The sequence below is a fragment of the Amycolatopsis eburnea genome (assembly GCF_003937945.1).
In the GTDB taxonomy this organism is placed as follows: Bacteria; Actinomycetota; Actinomycetes; order Mycobacteriales; family Pseudonocardiaceae; genus Amycolatopsis; species Amycolatopsis eburnea.
The window spans coordinates 1-16078 of the sequence record NZ_RSEC01000061.1; the positions used below are offsets into that span (position 1 = coordinate 1).

The 16078-nt window shown below is 73.6% G+C and carries 14 protein-coding genes; 11 read left to right on the forward strand and 3 right to left on the reverse strand.

Annotated elements, in window-relative coordinates; genetic code table 11:
• Nucleotides 1-332: 332 nt before the first annotated feature.
• On the forward strand, nt 333-668 hold the full coding sequence (locus tag EIY87_RS39310; RefSeq protein WP_125315063.1) for an ArsR/SmtB family transcription factor: 336 nt from the start codon (nt 333-335) through the stop codon (nt 666-668).
• Nucleotide 669: 1 nt separating this feature from the next.
• The gene (locus EIY87_RS39315) at nt 670-1149 is read left to right on the forward strand and encodes an SRPBCC family protein (protein ID WP_125315064.1); all 480 of its coding nucleotides are present in this window, start codon (nt 670-672) and stop codon (nt 1147-1149) included.
• On the opposite strand, the gene EIY87_RS39320 is transcribed toward EIY87_RS39315, so the two are convergent.
• Nucleotides 1118-2086, reverse strand: a complete 969-nt coding sequence (locus EIY87_RS39320) for a helix-turn-helix transcriptional regulator (protein WP_125315065.1) — start codon at nt 2084-2086, stop codon at nt 1118-1120. The genes EIY87_RS39315 and EIY87_RS39320 overlap by 32 nt on opposite strands.
• Nucleotides 2087-2148: 62 nt before the next feature.
• Between EIY87_RS39320 and EIY87_RS39325 the strand changes: the two genes are divergently transcribed.
• The 3 genes from EIY87_RS39325 (at nt 2149) to EIY87_RS39335 (ending at nt 8004) form a co-directional block, all read left to right on the forward strand.
• The gene (locus EIY87_RS39325; RefSeq protein WP_191984438.1) at nt 2149-3273 is read left to right on the forward strand and encodes an epoxide hydrolase family protein; all 1125 of its coding nucleotides are present in this window, start codon (nt 2149-2151) and stop codon (nt 3271-3273) included.
• Nucleotides 3274-3671: 398 nt separating this feature from the next.
• Nucleotides 3672-6662: a BTAD domain-containing putative transcriptional regulator gene (locus EIY87_RS39330; protein ID WP_125315067.1), complete on the forward strand. Its 2991-nt coding sequence runs from the start codon at nt 3672-3674 to the stop codon at nt 6660-6662.
• Between the two features lie 31 nt (nt 6663-6693).
• The gene (locus tag EIY87_RS39335) at nt 6694-8004 is read left to right on the forward strand and encodes an FAD-dependent monooxygenase (protein ID WP_225440336.1); all 1311 of its coding nucleotides are present in this window, start codon (nt 6694-6696) and stop codon (nt 8002-8004) included.
• On the opposite strand, the gene EIY87_RS39340 is transcribed toward EIY87_RS39335, so the two are convergent.
• Both EIY87_RS39340 and EIY87_RS39345 read right to left on the reverse strand, forming a co-directional pair.
• Nucleotides 7988-8437, reverse strand: a complete 450-nt coding sequence (locus EIY87_RS39340) for an HIT family protein (RefSeq protein WP_125315068.1) — start codon at nt 8435-8437, stop codon at nt 7988-7990. The two genes, EIY87_RS39335 and EIY87_RS39340, sit on opposite strands and share 17 nt — an antisense overlap.
• A 31-nt stretch (nt 8438-8468) precedes the next feature.
• Complete coding sequence (locus EIY87_RS39345) at nt 8469-9587, reverse strand: helix-turn-helix domain-containing protein (RefSeq protein ID WP_125315069.1); 1119 nt, start codon at nt 9585-9587, stop codon at nt 8469-8471.
• Nucleotides 9588-9767: 180 nt separating this feature from the next.
• Between EIY87_RS39345 and EIY87_RS39350 the strand changes: the two genes are divergently transcribed.
• The 6 genes from EIY87_RS39350 (at nt 9768) to EIY87_RS39375 (ending at nt 15979) form a co-directional block, all read left to right on the forward strand.
• Complete coding sequence (locus tag EIY87_RS39350) at nt 9768-11027, forward strand: YncE family protein (RefSeq protein WP_125315070.1); 1260 nt, start codon at nt 9768-9770, stop codon at nt 11025-11027.
• A gap of 124 nt (nt 11028-11151) precedes the next feature.
• On the forward strand, nt 11152-12624 hold the full coding sequence (locus EIY87_RS39355; protein WP_263855657.1) for an amidohydrolase family protein: 1473 nt from the start codon (nt 11152-11154) through the stop codon (nt 12622-12624).
• On the forward strand, nt 12621-13748 hold the full coding sequence (locus tag EIY87_RS39360; protein WP_125315072.1) for a M20 family metallopeptidase: 1128 nt from the start codon (nt 12621-12623) through the stop codon (nt 13746-13748). The genes EIY87_RS39355 and EIY87_RS39360 overlap by 4 nt, the downstream gene beginning before the upstream one ends.
• Nucleotides 13749-13780: 32 nt before the next feature.
• Nucleotides 13781-14665 (forward strand): GNAT family N-acetyltransferase, encoded by an 885-nt coding sequence (locus EIY87_RS39365; RefSeq protein WP_125315073.1) that lies wholly within the window; start codon nt 13781-13783, stop codon nt 14663-14665.
• Complete coding sequence (gene menC / locus EIY87_RS39370) at nt 14662-15777, forward strand: o-succinylbenzoate synthase (RefSeq protein WP_125315074.1); 1116 nt, start codon at nt 14662-14664, stop codon at nt 15775-15777. Before EIY87_RS39365 ends, menC begins: the two co-directional genes overlap by 4 nt.
• Nucleotides 15778-15799: 22 nt before the next feature.
• A complete protein-coding gene (locus tag EIY87_RS39375) occupies nt 15800-15979 on the forward strand; it encodes a hypothetical protein (protein ID WP_125315075.1) in 180 nt (59 codons plus the stop codon).
• The last annotated feature ends 99 nt before the right edge of the window (nt 15980-16078 follow it).

A 16078-nucleotide genomic window follows, 5' to 3' on the forward strand; every position in this document is an offset into this window, starting at 1 on the left:
CGCTACATCGCCCGGGAGCTCTACCGGATCATCACCGCAAACGGCCTCGAACTCACCCCTCGACATCCATAGGAGCATCCCTTTCATGACATCCCCGCCGCGGCCCCGGGCGGCCCTGCGGTGTCTTGAATGAGTCATTCAGGACCTCCGAAGACCTGAATGAGTCATTCAAGACGTCGGCGAAGCCGCCGCCGGGCAAACCGCCGCCACTTTGCCGGGACCCTGTCCCCAGACGACATGAACGACCCTTTCACGACATCCCCCGCGGCGCCGGGCAGACCACGCGGCCAGGCGAGCTTGACGCATACCCATATCGGCATATGATGACTCCCGTGGCCCGAGCAGCGACGACAACCGACACCTTCAACGCGGTCGCCGAACCCCGGCGGCGGCAGATCCTCGACGTCCTCCGCGACGGCGAGCGTTCCGTCGGCGACCTCGTCGACCTGCTCGGTCTCGCCCAGCCGCAGGTCTCCAAGCACCTGCGGGTGCTGCGCGAGGTCGGCGCGGTCGACGTGCGCGGCGATGGCCGCCAGCGGCTGTACCGGCTCAACGGGCCCGCGCTCAAGCCGATCCACGACTGGGTGCGGCAGTACGAGCGGACGTGGGCCGGGCGGTTCGACCTGATGGATGACGTCCTCGAGGAACTCAAGGAACAGGAGCACTGACGTGGAGATCACCACCCCCGCCGACGACCAGATCCTCATCACGCGCGAGTTCGACGCGCCGAAGCACCTCGTCTACCGCGTCTGGACCACGCCCGAGCTGGTGGGCCGCTGGTGGAGCGGCCACCGCGGGACCACCACCGAAGTCGAGCTGGACCTGCGCCCCGGCGGCCGCTGGCGGTACGTGCTGAAGACGGGCGACGGTACCGAAGTCGGGTTCCACGGCGAGTACCGCGAAGTCGTCCCCGGCGAGCGGCTCGTCTACACCGAGGTGTTCGAAATGCCCGGCGTGCCCCTCGACTCGGTGGACGGGCCGCTCAACACCGTCACCTTCACCGCGCTCGACGGCGACCGCACCCTGCTGCGGCTGCTCACCGAGACCGGGAGCAAGGAGCTGCGCGACACCATCCTGCAGTCCGGCATGGAGGTCGGTGCCCGGGAGCAGATGGTGATCATCCAGGAGCTGGCGGACTCCCTGCGTTAGCGGCGCGGAGGAACCTCTCGCCCGTCTTCGCCAGCTCCGCGGCCAGCTCCGGCGCGTCGAGCACCTCGAAGTCCACTTCGAGCAGCCCGAGGTACAGCCCGAGCATCGCCGCGTTGTCCGAGCCGACCTCCGCGACGCAGCGGTCCGGCCCTTCCGGCGTCACCTCGACCGCGATCGGCAGCCGGGCGCGGACGTGGTCCACCGGGGCGTGCAGCCGGACCCGGGCGTGGAAGCGCCAGGTCGCCGCGCCCGCGCTGCGCTGGACGAACCGCGCCACGTCGCCCTCGGGCGGCTCGCGCGGGGTGAAGCGCGGGCCGTTCGGCACCTTCGGCGTCAGGCGGTCGACGCGGAACGTGCGCCAGTCGTCCCGCGCGGTGTCCCACGCGACGAGGTACCAGCGCCGTCCCCAGCTGACCAGCCGGTGCGGCTCGACCTCGCGGCGGCTCGCCTCGCGCTGGTGGCTCAGGTAGTCGAAGCGCAGCCGCTCGCTCGCCCGGATGGCCGCCGCGATCGCGGTCAGCACCCGGGCGTCGACGGCCGGGCCGGCGCCGGGCACCGACACCGTTGCGGCCTCCAGGGCCTGGACCCGGTGCCGCAGCCGCGACGGCAGGACCTGCTCCAGCTTCGCCAGCGCGCGCACCGACGTCTCGGCGATGTCGGACACGCCGGTCGCCGTGCGGAGGCCGACCGCGACGGCGACCGCTTCGTCGTCGTCGAGCAGCAACGGCGGCAGCTGCGCGCCGGCGCCGAGCCGGTAGCCGCCCTGGACGCCGGGGGCGGCTTCGACCGGGTACCCGAGTTCGCGCAGCTTGCCGACGTCGGTGCGGACGGTGCGCGCGCTGACGCCGAGCCGCTCGGCCAGGTCGGCGCCGGTCCAGTCGCGCCGGGTCTCGAGCAGCGACAGGAGCCGGAGCAGGCGGGCGGAAGTCTGCAACATTTTCCGAGTCTCGCATGAATCGCGGAATGAAGTCTTCCGCAATGGCTCATAGCGTGCTTCCCATGACGAACGAAATCCGCCCCTTCCGCATCGACGTCCCGCAGGCCGAGCTGGACGATCTGCACCGCCGCCTGGCCACCGCCCGGTTCGCCGACCCCGTGCCCGGCGACGAGCCGGACTGGTCCCGCGGCATGCCCACCGAGGCCGTCCGCGACCTGGCCGGGTACTGGCGCGACGGCTTCGACTGGCGGGCGCAGGAAGCGGCCATCAACGCGTTCCCGCAGTTCACGACCGAGATCGACGGGCAGGTCATCCACTTCCTGCACGTCCGCTCGCCGCGGGCCGACGCGGTGCCGCTGCTGCTCACCCACGGCTACCCGAGCTCGTTCACCGAGTTCCTCGACGTCATCGGCCCGCTCACCGAAGACGGGCCGGACGCCTTCCACGTCGTCGTCCCGTCCGTGCCCGGCTTCGGGTTCTCGACGCCGCTGAGCGGCCCCGGCTGGGAGCTCGCCCAGACGACGGACGCGTTCGCGGAGCTGATGACGCGCCTGGGCTACGACCGCTTCGCCGCGCAGGGCGGCGACATCGGCGCCGGCGTCACCGGGCGGCTGGCCGCGCTGTACCCGGAGCGCGTGATCGGCACGCACGTCACCAGCGACCGCGGGACGATCGCGCTGGCGGGGGAGCAGCTTCCCCTGCCGGAGAACCTGTCGCCCGCGGAACAGTCCGAATTGGACGCCGCGCGCGAGGCGTGGCAGGCCGGGCGCGGCTACCTCGACCTCCAGTCCCACAAGCCCGAGACGATCGCGGCCGCGCTCACCGACTCCCCGGTCGGCCAGCTGGCCTGGATCGCGGAGAAGTTCCAGGCGTGGAGCGGCGACGGCGTCGACCGCGACCGCCTGCTGACGAACGTGAGCCTCTACTGGTTCACCCGCAGCGGCGCGTCCGCGGCCCGGTTCCTGTACGAGGCCGCGCATTCCGGGCACGGCTGGCTGGCGCCGTCGGACGTCCCGGCGGGCTGGGCGGTGTTCAACTCCTCGCCGGTGGTCCGCCGGATCATGGACCCGGAGGAGAAGATCGCGCACTGGTCGGAGTTCGCCTCGGGCGGCCACTTCGCCGCGCTGGAGGAGCCGGAGCTGCTCGTGGCCGACATCCGCGCGTTCTTCCGCGGCCTGCGCCCGTGAACCGGGTCGTGAGTGACAAGTAGGGTTCTGGCGAACGTTCTTTTGCCGACCTGCGTTGTCGCCGGGTGCTGGAACGGCCAACTCACCGCCCGCAGCGGCCAACTCACGCACCGGAACGGCCAACTCGCCGGCAAGGCGGGTGAGTTGGCCGTTCCGGTTGATGAGTTGGCCGCTGCGGGAGGCGTTGTGGCCGGTGGTGCTGTTGGGACTCAAGGGGGGGCCGGTGTGCCGGGTATGGATGCACCCAATGTGGCGTTCGGTGCGTCTGACGCACCGAACGCCACATTGGGTGCGTTCCCGGCCGCCGCCGACTCCCCGCGCCGTAGGTAGCCAAATGACCATTGGCCCTAACCCGACTCGCCACTCACGACCGGCGTGCGTAGGCCAGAATCGGCGGTGTGCAGTTCGCCATCCTCGGGCCGGTCGAAGCCCGCCGTCCCGATGGGACGCCCGTCGCGCTCGGCGGGCCGCAGCTGCGGGGGCTGCTGGCCCTGCTCGCGCTCGACGCCGGGCGGGTCGTCGGGGCCGATCGGCTGATCGACGGGCTGCACGGCGACCACCCGCCCGAGGGGGCCGCCGAGGCGCTGCAGTCCCAGGTCTCGCGCCTGCGCAAGCGGCTCAAGGACGGCGGCGCGCCCGACGGGCTCGTCGAGTTCACCTCCGCCGGGTACCGGCTGGCCGTCGACCCCCAGGACGTCGACCTCCACCGGTTCGAGCGGCTCACCGCGCGGGCGCGGGAAACCGCCGGGCCGGAAGCGAAACTCGCGCTCTTCACCGAAGCGCTCGCGCTCTGGCGGGGTCCCGCGCTCGACGGGCTCGCCGACCCGCCGCGCGCGGCCCGGCTGGCCGAGCTGCGGCTGGCCGCGATCGAGGACCGCGTCGACGCCGGGCTCGCCCTCGGGCAGCACGACCGGCTCGTCGCCGAACTCCGGGAACTCGTCCGCGAACACCCGCTGCGCGAACGGCTCGCCGCCCGGCTCGTGCGCGCGTTGCACGGCAGCGGCCGGTCCGCCGAAGCGCTGTCGGTGTTCGCCGAAGTCCGCGAACGCCTCGCCGACGAGCTGGGCGCCGACCCGTCACCCGAACTCGCCGACGCGCACACCGCCGTCCTGCGCGGTGCGCCCGCGCGCCGGGTTCCCGTGCCGCTCACCGGGTTCGTCGCACGCGGCGAGCTCGACGGGCTGCGCGCGGCGCTCGCGTCGGCGCGGCTCGTCACGCTCACCGGGCCCGGCGGCGCGGGCAAGACGCGGCTCGCCGTCGAAGCCGCGACCCGCGAAGCCGGCGAAGTCTGCTTCGTCGAATTGGCGACGACGACCGAGGTCGCGCCCGCCGTCCTGGCCGCACTGGGGCTGCGGGAACAGGGCGTCTTGGCGCCGGGCGCGCCCGCGGACCCGGCCGACCGCCTGGCCGCCGGGCTCGCCGACCGGTCGCTGCTGCTCGTCCTCGACAACTGCGAGCACGTCGTCGCCGATGCCGCGCGGCTGGTGCGGCGGCTGCTCGCGGCCGTCCCGGGACTGCGCGTGCTCGCGACGAGCCGTGAAGCGCTGGGCTTGACCGGCGAGGTGCTGGTGGCGGTCGGCGCGCTGCCCGCGGCGGCCGCCGCCCGGCTGTTCACCGAACGGGCCGCCGCGGTCGCTCCCGGCGAAGCGCCCGACAGCGACGCCGTCACGCGGATCTGCGCCGCGCTCGACGGCCTGCCGCTGGCGATCGAGCTCGCCGCCGCCCGGCTGCGGACGTTGTCCGCCACCGACGTCGCCGCCCGGCTCGGCGACCGGTTCGGCCTGCTGTCGCGCGGCGAACGGACCGCCGAGCCGCGGCACCGGACCCTGCGCGGCGTCGTCGAGTGGAGCTGGGACCTCCTCGAGCCGGCCGAACAGCGGCTCGCCGGCCGGTTCGCGGTGTTCGCCGGCGGCGCGCGGCTCGACGCCGTCGAGCGGGTCTGCGCCGTCCCGGACGCCGAGGGCGTGCTCGCCGGCCTGGTCGAGAAGTCCTTCGTCGAGTTCGACGGCGGCCGGTACCGGATGCTGGAGACCATCCGCGCCTTCTGCGCCGAGCGGGGCGACGACGTCCGCGCCGCGCACGCCGAGTACTTCCTCGGATTCGCCCGCGCCGCCGGGCCCCGGCTGCGCGGTGCCGGCCAGCTGACGGCGCTGGCCGAGCTGACCGCCGAACACGCCGACCTGCACGCGGCCCTGCGCTGGAGCGCGGCGGCGGCCCCGGAACTCGCCCTGCGGCTCCTCGCTGCGCTGACCTGGTACTGGTGGCTGCGCGGCCTGCGCAGTGAGGCGACCCCGTTCGCGGACGCCGTGCTCGCCGCCGTCGGCCCCGAGCCGCCGCCGGGGCTGGCCGAGGAGTACGTCCTCTGCCTGATCCACGCGTCGGATACCGCCACCGGGATCGAACCGATCGTGCGGCGGCTCGACGGGCCGCTGCGGCACCCGTACCTCTTCCTGCTGTGGGCGTTTTCCCCGCGCCCCAAGGCGAAGGAGGGCGCCCGGCTCGCCGCGCTGATCGGCCCGGACCTGTGGTCCCGGGCGTTCGCGCGGATCGGCGACGGCCTCGGCGCGCAGTACGGCGGCCGGATCGCCGACGCCGAGGCGCACTTCGCCGCGGCACTGGCCGGGTTCCGCGAGCTGGGTGACCGCTGGGGCGCGGCGAGCGCGCTGGAGAAGCTCGCGGAGTTCGCCGACTGGCGCGGCGACCACGCCGGGTTCCGCGAGCTGATGGACGAGTCCGTCCGGCTGGCGGGCGAACTCGGCGCCTTCGAAGACGCGGCCGAGCTGCTGTGCCGCCGCGCCGACGGCCTGCTGCGCGCGGGCGGCGTCGAGGCCGCGAAGGCCGATTACGAAGCCGCCGCCGAACAAGCGCGGGGTACGCCGTTGACCCTCGCCCGGGCGCGCGGCGGGCTCGGCGAAGTCGCGCGCCGCGCGGGTGACCTGGCCACGGCCCGGCGCTGGTACACCGCGGCGCTCGGCCTGGCCACCGGCCCGGTGACCGGCGGCGAGACGCGCATCCGGCTCCACACCGGCTTCGGCTGGACCGCGGCCGCCGGCGGCGACCTCGACGAAGCGACCGAGCTGCACCAGGAGGCGCTCGCCACCGCGCTCGAGCACGCGAACCTGCCCGGCGCGGCCCAGGCGATCGAAGGGCTGGCCGGGGTGCTCGCCGGACGCGACGAGGACGAGCGGGCCGCGTTCCTGCTCGGCGTCGCGGTCGGGCTGCGCGGGGCGCCGGTCGCCGGGGACGCCGACGTCGCCGCCGTGGCCGGCCGCGTCCGGGCGCGGATCGGCCCCGAGGCCTACGCTTCCGCGTTCGCCCGCGGCCGGGAAATGCCCCCTGAGCAGGCCATTCACGAGCTCGGTCAGCGGCGGTTCGCGCTCGGTTCGTGAACGGTGAGCGGCCGCGCCCAAGCTGCGTGGCATGACGAAGCACATCCTGATCTCCGGCGCCAGCGTCGCCGGCCCCGCCCTCGCCTTCTGGCTGCACCGCCACGGCTTCCGCGCCACCGTCGTCGAGCGGGCCCCGAGCCTGCGCGAAGGCGGCTACAAGGTCGACATCCGCGGCGTCGCCGTCGACGTCGTCCGCCGGATGGGGCTGCTGGAGCGGGTGCACGCGGCGAGCACCGACATGCGGGGCGCGGCGTTCGTGGACAAGCGCGGCAAGCAGGTCGCGACCCTCGACGCCGACACGTTCGGCTTCCGCCACGGCGACGACACCGAAATCCTCCGCGGCGACCTCGCGAAGATCCTCTACGACGCCACCCGCGAGCACACCGAGTACGTCTTCGGCGACTGGATCACCGGCCTCGACCAGGGCCCCGGCGGCGTCGAGGTGACGTTCGCCCACGGCGCGCCACGCCGGTTCGACCTGGTCGTCGGCGCCGACGGCCTGCACTCGGGCGTCCGCGCGCTCGCGTTCGGCCCGGAGGAGGACTTCCTGCGCCGGTTCGACGCCTACATCTCGATTTCGACGGTGCCCAACACGTTCGAGCTCGACCGCTGGGAACTGCTGCACTCGGCGGCGCCGGGCAAGATGGTCAACGTCTACAGCACCGCCCGCGCCGAGGACGCCAAGGCCGCGTTCTGGTTCAGCGCCCCGCCGCTGACCTACGACCGGCGGGACGTCGAGAGCCAGAAGGACCTGGTGGCCGGCCAGTTCGCGGGCCTGGGCTGGGAGGTTTCGGCGCTGCTGGACGCGATGCGCGAAGCGGGCGACTTCTACTTCGACCCGGTGTGCCAGATCGTCATGGACCACCTGTCGACCGGCCGGGTGACCCTGCTCGGCGACGCGGGCTACTGCGCGTCCCCGGCGTCGGGCCAGGGCACGAGCCTGGCACTGGCGGGCGCGTACGTGCTGGCGGGCGAACTGGCGGCTTCGACCGACTTCGCCGTCGCGCTTTCCCGCTATGAGGCGGAAATGCGGCCGTTCATCGAGAAGAACCAGGCACTGGCGAAGACGGCGTTGCGCGGGATCATCCCGCAGTCGCGGGCGTTCGCGTGGTTCAACACCCGGATGATCAAGCTGATGCCGTACCTGCCGGGCCGCAACCGCGTCCTGGAGCAGATGGCCCGCCCGATCCGCGAGGCGGCGAACGCGTTGGTGCTGAAGGAGTTCACCTCGCCAGACGACATGAACGACCCTTTCACGACATCCCGCGACGCCGGGCAGACCACGCGGCCGGCCCGCGGCACCACCCGGACAAGCTGCACAAGTCCTAAAGCGCGGCCTTGACCTTGGCCGCGACCTCGGCCAGCTCCTCCCGCGACCGCACCCGCCAGTCGGCGTTCATGACGAAGCCGTCGTCCGCGTGGCGGGGGATCACGTGCAGGTGGACGTGGGGGATCTCCTGGCCGGCGGCCTTGCCGTCGGCGAGGTAGAGGTTGATGCCTTCGCACGGCAGGTCGGTGCGGCGCAGGGCCGCGGCCAGCGTGTGGGCGACGGCGAACAGGCGGCCACCCGTCTCGGCCGGCAGCGAGGCCAGGTCCGCGTGGTGCGCGCGGGGGAGGACGAGCAGGTGGCCGGTGGTGACCGGGCGCAGGTCGGCCACCGCGACGAAGTCGTCGTCCTCGTGCACGAACGCCGCCGGGGCGCGGCCGGTGGCGATGGCGCAGAAGATGCATTCGCCGCCGTCGGTCGTCGCCGGCAGGCGCTCGAGTTCAGCCATGGGGGTGACCCTAGCGGGTGACGGCCGGTGCTCAGCCCGCGTCGCCCAGCCAGTGGTGCAGTGCCCACCACGACCGGACCGCGTCGAGGACCCGGCCGCCGCTGTTTTCCGCCAGTGCCACCGGGGTCAGCTCCGCCAGCCGGTCCAGCCGGTACCGGACCGTGTTCGGGTGCAGGTGCAGGGCTTCCGCCGTCGTCCGCAGGCGCTGCCCGTGGTCGAGGTAGGCCAGCGCCGTCGCCGCCAGCTCGCGGTGGAACGGGTTCGCCGGGTCCAGCGCGCCGAGCGACGACGTCGTGAGCAGGTCGGCGAGCAGCGGCTGGGCGGCCAGCGCGAGGCTGCCCGCCAGCGCCGTGAGGTCGTGGCGGCCGGGGCCGGCCAGGCGGGCCGCCGCCGTGCAGAGGCCGTGGACTTCCGGCAGCCCGGGCAGCGGGACCGCGGGCGCGACGACCAGGACCGCGCCGGCGGCGGGCTCGACGGACGGCGCGCGGGCCGCCAGGCCGGTGAGCCTGCCTTCGACCAGGCCGTAGACCCCGCCGAACTCCAGCAGCGCCTGTTCGAGGGTGCGGGCCCGCGCCGGATCGCTGACGTCGGAAACCACGCAGTGGTACCGGCCATCGGGACGCAGGCCCGCCTGCCGGAGCTCCTCCGGCGTCGGCGGCGGCCCGGCGAGCAGCAGCGTCCGCAGCAGCTGGGTGCGCGCGTCGCGGACGGTGCGCGACAGCTGGAGCTCGGCCGCGTGGTACCCCTTGACGATGTGGCGTTCCAGCGCGCCGGTGTAGCGCTCGGCGTCCAGGACCGTCTCGAGGATGACGTCGTCGGGCAGCCCGGCGGCCCGGCAGCGTTCGACGGCGACGCGCGCGGCGAGCGTCCGGCCCGCCTGGACGCCGCGCAGCAGGTCGGTGAGCGGGACACCCTGCGCCGCGCGGTCGGCGCCGAGCTTCTCCGCCGTCGTGTAGTCGGCGGTGCCGGGGTTCGTCGTGGCCCGCAGCGCCGCCGACAGCAGGAACTGCACGTGGCGGCGGTTTTCGGCTTCCGGCAGCCGCGCGACCTCGGGGGACTGGCTGCGCGCCGCGCGCACGAGCTCGTCCAGCACGGTCTCGTCCGCGGCCATCGCGTCGAGCACCTGCCGGAGCAGCGGCAACGCCGGCACGGCACCTCCCGGGCCCGTTGTGGCACGGCCACAACGCCGCGCGCGCGATGTTGGCCGAGCGGCCCTACCGGAGCGGCTCCGGGGGCCGGTTATCGTGGCGATACCGGACAGTAACCGCTCTACCGCACGAAAGCCATCGCAGTTCCCGCCGCACCTCTTCAGCGTCGAAAGGTGTTCCCAGTGCGCACTTCCCCGACCCGACGGCGGTCGTACCTCTCGCGCGCGGCGTACGCGCTGTCCGCCGCCGCCCTGCTGGTGACCGGCGCCGCGGTGCCCGCGACCGGTGCCCCCGCGGCCCTGCGGGAGGTGATGTTCGTCGGCAACAACTGGGAAGGGACGGCGGACGTCATCCAGTCGCGGGGCTCGTTCGCCCGCATCGGGCGCGTGAACATCATCCCGGACAAGGACGACCGGCTGCGGGAGATCTACCTCAACCCGATCAAGCTGGCGTTCTTCCTCGGCATCCGCAACGGCCCCGGCGAAGGCCACGACCAGTTCGTCGACGACATGTACACCACCCCGGACGGCGGTTCGGTGGTGGCGTCGCGGCCCAGCTTCGCCGACGTCGTGTCGATCAGCCTCACCACCGGCCGGATCAACTGGCGCTTCCCGGTGTCGGGCTTCCGCTCCGACCACATGGCCGTCTCGCCGGACGGGCGCCGCGTCGCGGTGTCCGCCTCGACGTCCAACACCGTGCACGTGCTGGACATCGTCACCGGCCAGCAGGTCGGCTCCTTCGCGACCGGCGACAAGCCGCACGAGAACGTGTTCACCGGCGGCGGCCGGTACCTGTGGAACATGTCGATCGGCGAGGTCAACACCGACCTCGACGACCCGGGCTGGGACTTCACCAAGGGGGACCGGCGGATCACCGTCGTCGACGCCACGACGTTCGCCCAGGTCAAGGTGATCGACATGCGCCAGCGCCTCGACGCCTTCGGGCGCCGCGACCTGTCCGACGCGGTGCGGCCGGTGGCGTTCACGCCGGACGAGTCGAAGCTGTACTTCCAGGTCTCGTTCTTCAACGGCTTCCTGGAGTACGACGTCGCGACCGACAAGATCACCCGGCTCAAGGAACTGCCGAAGAACCCGGCCACCAGCGACGACCGCACGACGTTCGTCAACGACTCGCGCCACCACGGCCTGTCGATGAGCCCGGCGGGCGACAAGCTCTGCGTCGCGGGCACGATGGACGACTACGCGACGGTCGTCGACCGCGCGACCCTGCAGCAGGGTGCGCTGGTGCCGGCGGTGAAGCCGTACTGGGCGACGGTCAGCGGCGACGGCACGGCGTGCGTGATCTCCGAGGCCGGTGCCGACCAGGTCACCGCGATCGACTTCGCGACGGGCCAGAAGCGCGTTTCGGTCCCGGTGGGCGACCACCCGCAGCGGGTCCGGATCGGGCACGTGCCCGAGGGCTGGACCGGCCCCAGCGCCTGACCGCGAGCGGCGTGGTTCGTCCGTGCGGACGGACCACGCCGCCCGCATTCGTCGTCGCGCACCAACGGCGTCCGCCGGAATGCTCCTAACGTCACCGGGATCGGTGACCACGAGGAGGCAGCGGGTGCGGACACTCTTGCGGGGCGGCCGGGTCGTCGACCCGGGCAGCGGGTTCGACGGCGTCGCCGACGTGCTCCTCGACGGCGGCAAGGTCGCCGCCGTCGGGGCGAACCTCGACGCCCCCGACGCGACCGGGATCGACGTGACCGGGCTCGTCGTCGGGCCGGGGTTCGTCGACCTGCACAGCCACGTGCACTCCGTCGCCGGGCAGCGGCTGCAGGCCATGGACGGGGTCACCACCGCGCTCGACCTCGAAGCCGGGCTGATGCCCGTCGAGCGGGCGTACGCCGAGGCCGCCGCGGCCGGGCGGCCACTGCACTACGGCTTCTCCGCCTCCTGGGGCGCGGCCCGCGCGCAGGTGCTCGCCGGGATCGAGCCTGACGCGAACATCGGCAGCGGACTGGCCGTGCTCGGGAACCCCCGCTGGCAGCGGAGTTCGTCCAAACCGGAACTCGGCGCCTGGCTGTCCCTTTTGGACACCGAGATCGCGAAAGGCGCGCTGGGCATCGGCGTCCTCATGGGGTACGCGCCCGCCACCGACCCCGGGGAGTTCCTCGCCGTCGCGCGCCTCGCGGCGAAGGCCGGAGTGCCGACCTACACCCACGTCCGCGAACTGGTCGAGGTCGACCCCGCGATCCCGGTCGACGGCTCGGTCGAAATCGCCGTCGCGGCCGGGGAAACCGGCGCCGCGATGCACCACTGCCACGTCAACAGCACCTCCGGTCACCACGTCGACCGCGTCCTCGCCACCCTGGACAACGCCCGCCGCGAGGGCTCGCGCGTCACCGTCGAGGCCTACCCGTACGGTGCCGGCAGCACCGCCGTCGGCGCCGCGTTCATCGAGCCGGACCGCCTGCGGCTGAAGGGACTCCGCCCGTCGAGCGTGGTGATCCTCGAGACGGGCGAGCGCGTCCGCGACGAAGCCCGCCTCCGCGAAATCCGGAAGGCGGACCCGGGCGCGCCGTGCCTGCTGGAGTTCCTCGACGAGCACGATCCCCGCGACCGCGGCCTGCTGCACCAGGCGCTGGCCTTCCCGGACGCGATCGTCGCCAGCGACGCCATGCCGGTGTACTGGAAGGACGGCCGCGCCGAGAGCACCGAGTGGCCGCTGCCGCCGGGCGGCACGACGCACCCGCGCACCTCTGGCACCTTCGCGAAAACCCTGCGGCTGATGGTCCGCGAAACCGGCACCTGGACGTGGCTCGAAGCCTTCCGCCGCTGCTCCTACCTGCCTTCCCGGCTCCTCGACGACGTCGCGCCCGCCGCCCGCGGCAAGGGCCACCTCGGTGCCGGAGCGGACGCCGACGTCGTCGTGCTCGACCCGGACCGGATCACCGACACCGCGACCTACACCGACCCCACCCGGCCGTCGCACGGCATCCGGCACCTCTTCGTGGCCGGCGTGCGGGTGATCGGCGACGGGCAGCTCGACCCGGAAGCGCTTCCCGGGCAACCGCTGCGGGGTGAGCCGAAGTGATCGACGACATCGAGGCGCTCGTCGGCTGCGAATCCCCGTCGGAGGACCACGAAGCCGTCGCGCGCAGTGCCGAGGTCGTCGCCGCGATCGGGCGGCGGCTCCTCGGGACCGAGCCCGAACGGATCGTCACCGACGGCTGCACGCACCTGCGGTGGCGCTTCGGCGAGCCGCGGGTGCTGCTGCTCGGGCACCACGACACCGTGTGGCCGCTGGGATCCCTGGCCACCCACCCGTTCGAGGTCCGCGACGGCGTCCTGCGCGGCCCCGGCTGCTTCGACATGAAGGCCGGCGTCGTGATGGCCCTGCACGCCGCCGCGGCGCTGCCCGACCGGGACGGCCTGTCGATCCTCGTCACCGGCGACGAGGAAATCGGCTCGCCGCTGTCCCGGCCGCTGATCGAGGACGAGGCCAAGACCTGCGACGCGGTGCTCGTGCTCGAAGCGTCGGCCGACGGCGGGGCGCTGAAGACCCGCCGCAAAGGCGTTTCCCGGTACTGGGTCGAGGTCGACGGCCGCGCCGCGCACGCCGGGCTCGAACCGGAGAAGGGCGTCAACGCCGGGATCGAGGTCGCCCACCAGATCCTCGCCGTGGCCGCGCTCGCGGACGCGGAGAAGGGCACCACCGTCGTCCCGACCGCGCTCAGCGCCGGGACGACCACCAACACCGTGCCCGCCGCGGCGAGCGTCGCCGTCGACGCGCGCGTGTGGGACACCGGCGAGCAGGGCCGCGTCGACCGCGCCATCCGGAGCCTGACCCCGGTCGTCGACGGCTCGGGGATCCGGATCGGCGGCGGCATCAACCGGGCGCCGCTGGAGGCGAAGGCGTCGGCCGAGCTTTTCGCGCTCGCGAACGAACTCGCCGCCGGCCTCGGCATCGGACCGCTCACCGAGGCGGCCGTCGGCGGGGCGTCGGACGGCAATTTCACCGCCGGGCTGGGCATTCCGACGCTGGACGGCCTCGGCGCGGTCGGCGGCGGTGCGCACGCCGACGACGAACACGTCCTCGTCGCGGAGCTGCCCCGCCGCACCGCGCTGGTCCGGGAGCTCGCGGAAACCCTGCTGGCGCGGGAAAGTTCGTCCGCGCCGACGAACGCGCGGGGCGAATCCGGTGCGGCACAACGGTGACCGGCGGGCCGGGTCCGGAGAGGATCGTCAGCGTGACTGAAGTCGTGACGAACACAGCCCCGCCGCTGCGGGACGAGGCGGCCGCCGCCGCGGCCACCGCCGCCACGGCCTCGGGGGTCGCCGTCCGGACCCTGGCCGAGGTCGCCGACCTGGCCGCCGTGACCCGGCTCTTCGAGTCGATCTGGCGCCCCGAGCCGGGAAACCCGCCGGTGACCGCCGAACTGCTGCGCGCCATGGTCTCGGCGGGCAACTACGTGGCCGGTGCCTTCGACGGGCCCGAGCTCCTCGGTGCCTGCTTCGGGTTCTTCGGCGGACCGGCGAAGGGAGGACTGCACAGCCACATCGCCGGCGTCGCCACCCGCGGGCACGGCCGCGGCATCGGCTTCGCGCTCAAGCTGCACCAGCGCGCGTGGGCGCTGGGACAGGACGTCGGCGAGATCTCCTGGACGTTCGACCCGCTGGTGCGGCGCAACGCCCACTTCAACCTGACCAAGCTCGCCGCCCGCCCGGCGCACTACCTGCCCGACTTCTACGGCCCGATGCACGACGGCATCAACGGCGCCGGCGACACCGACCGGCTGATGGCCGTCTGGAACCTGACGAGCCCGCCGGTGCGGGCGGCCGCGAGCGGGGTCCCGGACCGGGCGGACACCGCGGTGCTGCGGAAGCAGGGCGCCGCGGTCGCGCTGGCCGCGGACGCGGGCGGGGCGCCGGTCACCGGGCCGGCGGACGCGCCCGTGGTGCTGGTCGCCGTGCCGCCGGACATCGAGGCGCTCCGGCGGAGCGACCCCGGGCTGGGCCGGGCGTGGCGGGTCGCGCTGCGGGACGTCCTGGGCGGGTTGATGGCCGGCGGGGCGTCGGTCACGGGGTTCGATCGTGCCGGCTGGTACGTGGTCGCGAAGGAGCACACGGCGTGAAACTGACCGGGGTGGAACTGCTGCGCGTCCGGATGCCGCTGGTGGCGCCGTTCCGGACGTCGTTCGGCACGCAGGCCGAGCGCGAACTCCTGCTCCTTCGGGCGGTGACGTCCGAAGGCGAGGGCTGGGGCGAGTGCGGCGCGATGGTCGACCCGCTGTACTCCTCGGAGTACGTCGACGGCGTCGAGCACGTGCTGCGCACCTTCCTGGTGCCGGCGCTGCTCGCCGCCGGGGACCTGACCGCGCACAAGGTCGCGCCGCTGCTGGCGAAGTTCAAGGGCCACCGGATGGCCAAGGCCGCACTGGAAATGGCGGTCCTGGACGCCGAGCTGCGCGCCCACGGCATGTCCTTCGGCACCGCGCTCGGGTCCACCAGAGACTCCGTGCCGTGCGGGGTGTCCGTCGGCATCATGGACACCGTCCCGAAGCTGCTCGACGTCGTCGCCGGCTACCTCGACGACGGGTACGTCCGGATCAAGCTGAAGATCGAGCCGGGCTGGGACGTCGAGCCGGTGCGCGCGGTCCGCGAACGCTTCGGGGACATCCTGCTCCAGGTCGACGCGAACACCGCGTACACGCTCTCGGACGTGCCGCAGCTGCAACGGCTCGACCCGTTCGAGCTGCTGCTCATCGAACAGCCCCTCGAAGAGGAAGACGTGCTCGGTCACGCCGAGCTGGCCAAGCACATCCGGACGCCGATCTGCCTCGACGAGTCCGTCGTCTCCGCGCGCTCGGCCGCCGACGCGATCAAGCTCGGCGCCTGCGGGATCGTCAACATCAAGCCGAGCCGGGTCGGCGGCTACCTCGAAGCGCGGCGGGTGCACGACGTCTGCGCCGCGCACGGCGTCCCGGTCTGGTGCGGCGGGATGATCGAGACCGGCCTCGGCCGGGCCGCCAACGTCGCGCTGGCGTCGCTGCCCGGGTTCACGCTGCCGGGCGACACCTCGGCGTCCGACCGGTTCTACCGCACCGACATCACCGAGCCGTTCGTCCTGGAAGCGGGCGGCCGGCTGCCGGTGCCGTCCGGTCCCGGTCTCGGCGTCACGCCGATCCCGGAACGGCTCGCCGAGGTGACGACCGCCAAGGCGTGGCTCACCTCGCCTGCCGGATAGTCCACAACGGACGGAGGGTTCCATGGAGTCAGCCGAACAAGTGCTCGGCCGCTGGGTGGCGGAAGCCGGCGCGCGGGCCCGGACGTGCGCGGCCGGCGCCGCCGTCACGGCGTCGCGGGTCAAGGTCCTGGTCGCGGTGCGGTACGCGGGCCTGCGGGCCGGCGCGGCCCACCGGCTGCGGGCGGTTCGTCGCCCGCGATGAAAGTTTCCCCGGGTCTCGTCGGTTTCGACGAATCGGCGGCCCCGGGACCCGTCCTAGCATCCCCGCATCGCCGGTTCCCCCACCGTTCGCCACGAGAGG

Bases quoted from the DNA above. Each gene is read 5' to 3' on its own strand.
- EIY87_RS39320 (WP_125315065.1), bottom strand. From the start codon at position 2,086: ATGTTGCAGACTTCCGCCCGCCTGCTCCGGCTCCTGTCGCTGCTCGAG.
- EIY87_RS39325 (WP_191984438.1), top strand. From the start codon at position 2,149: ATGACGAACGAAATCCGCCCCTTCCGCATCGACGTCCCGCAGGCCGAG.
- EIY87_RS39375 (WP_125315075.1), top strand. From the start codon at position 15,800: ATGGAGTCAGCCGAACAAGTGCTCGGCCGCTGGGTGGCGGAAGCCGGC.
- EIY87_RS39335 (WP_225440336.1), top strand. From the start codon at position 6,694: ATGACGAAGCACATCCTGATCTCCGGCGCCAGCGTCGCCGGCCCCGCC.
- EIY87_RS39340 (WP_125315068.1), bottom strand. From the start codon at position 8,437: ATGGCTGAACTCGAGCGCCTGCCGGCGACGACCGACGGCGGCGAATGC.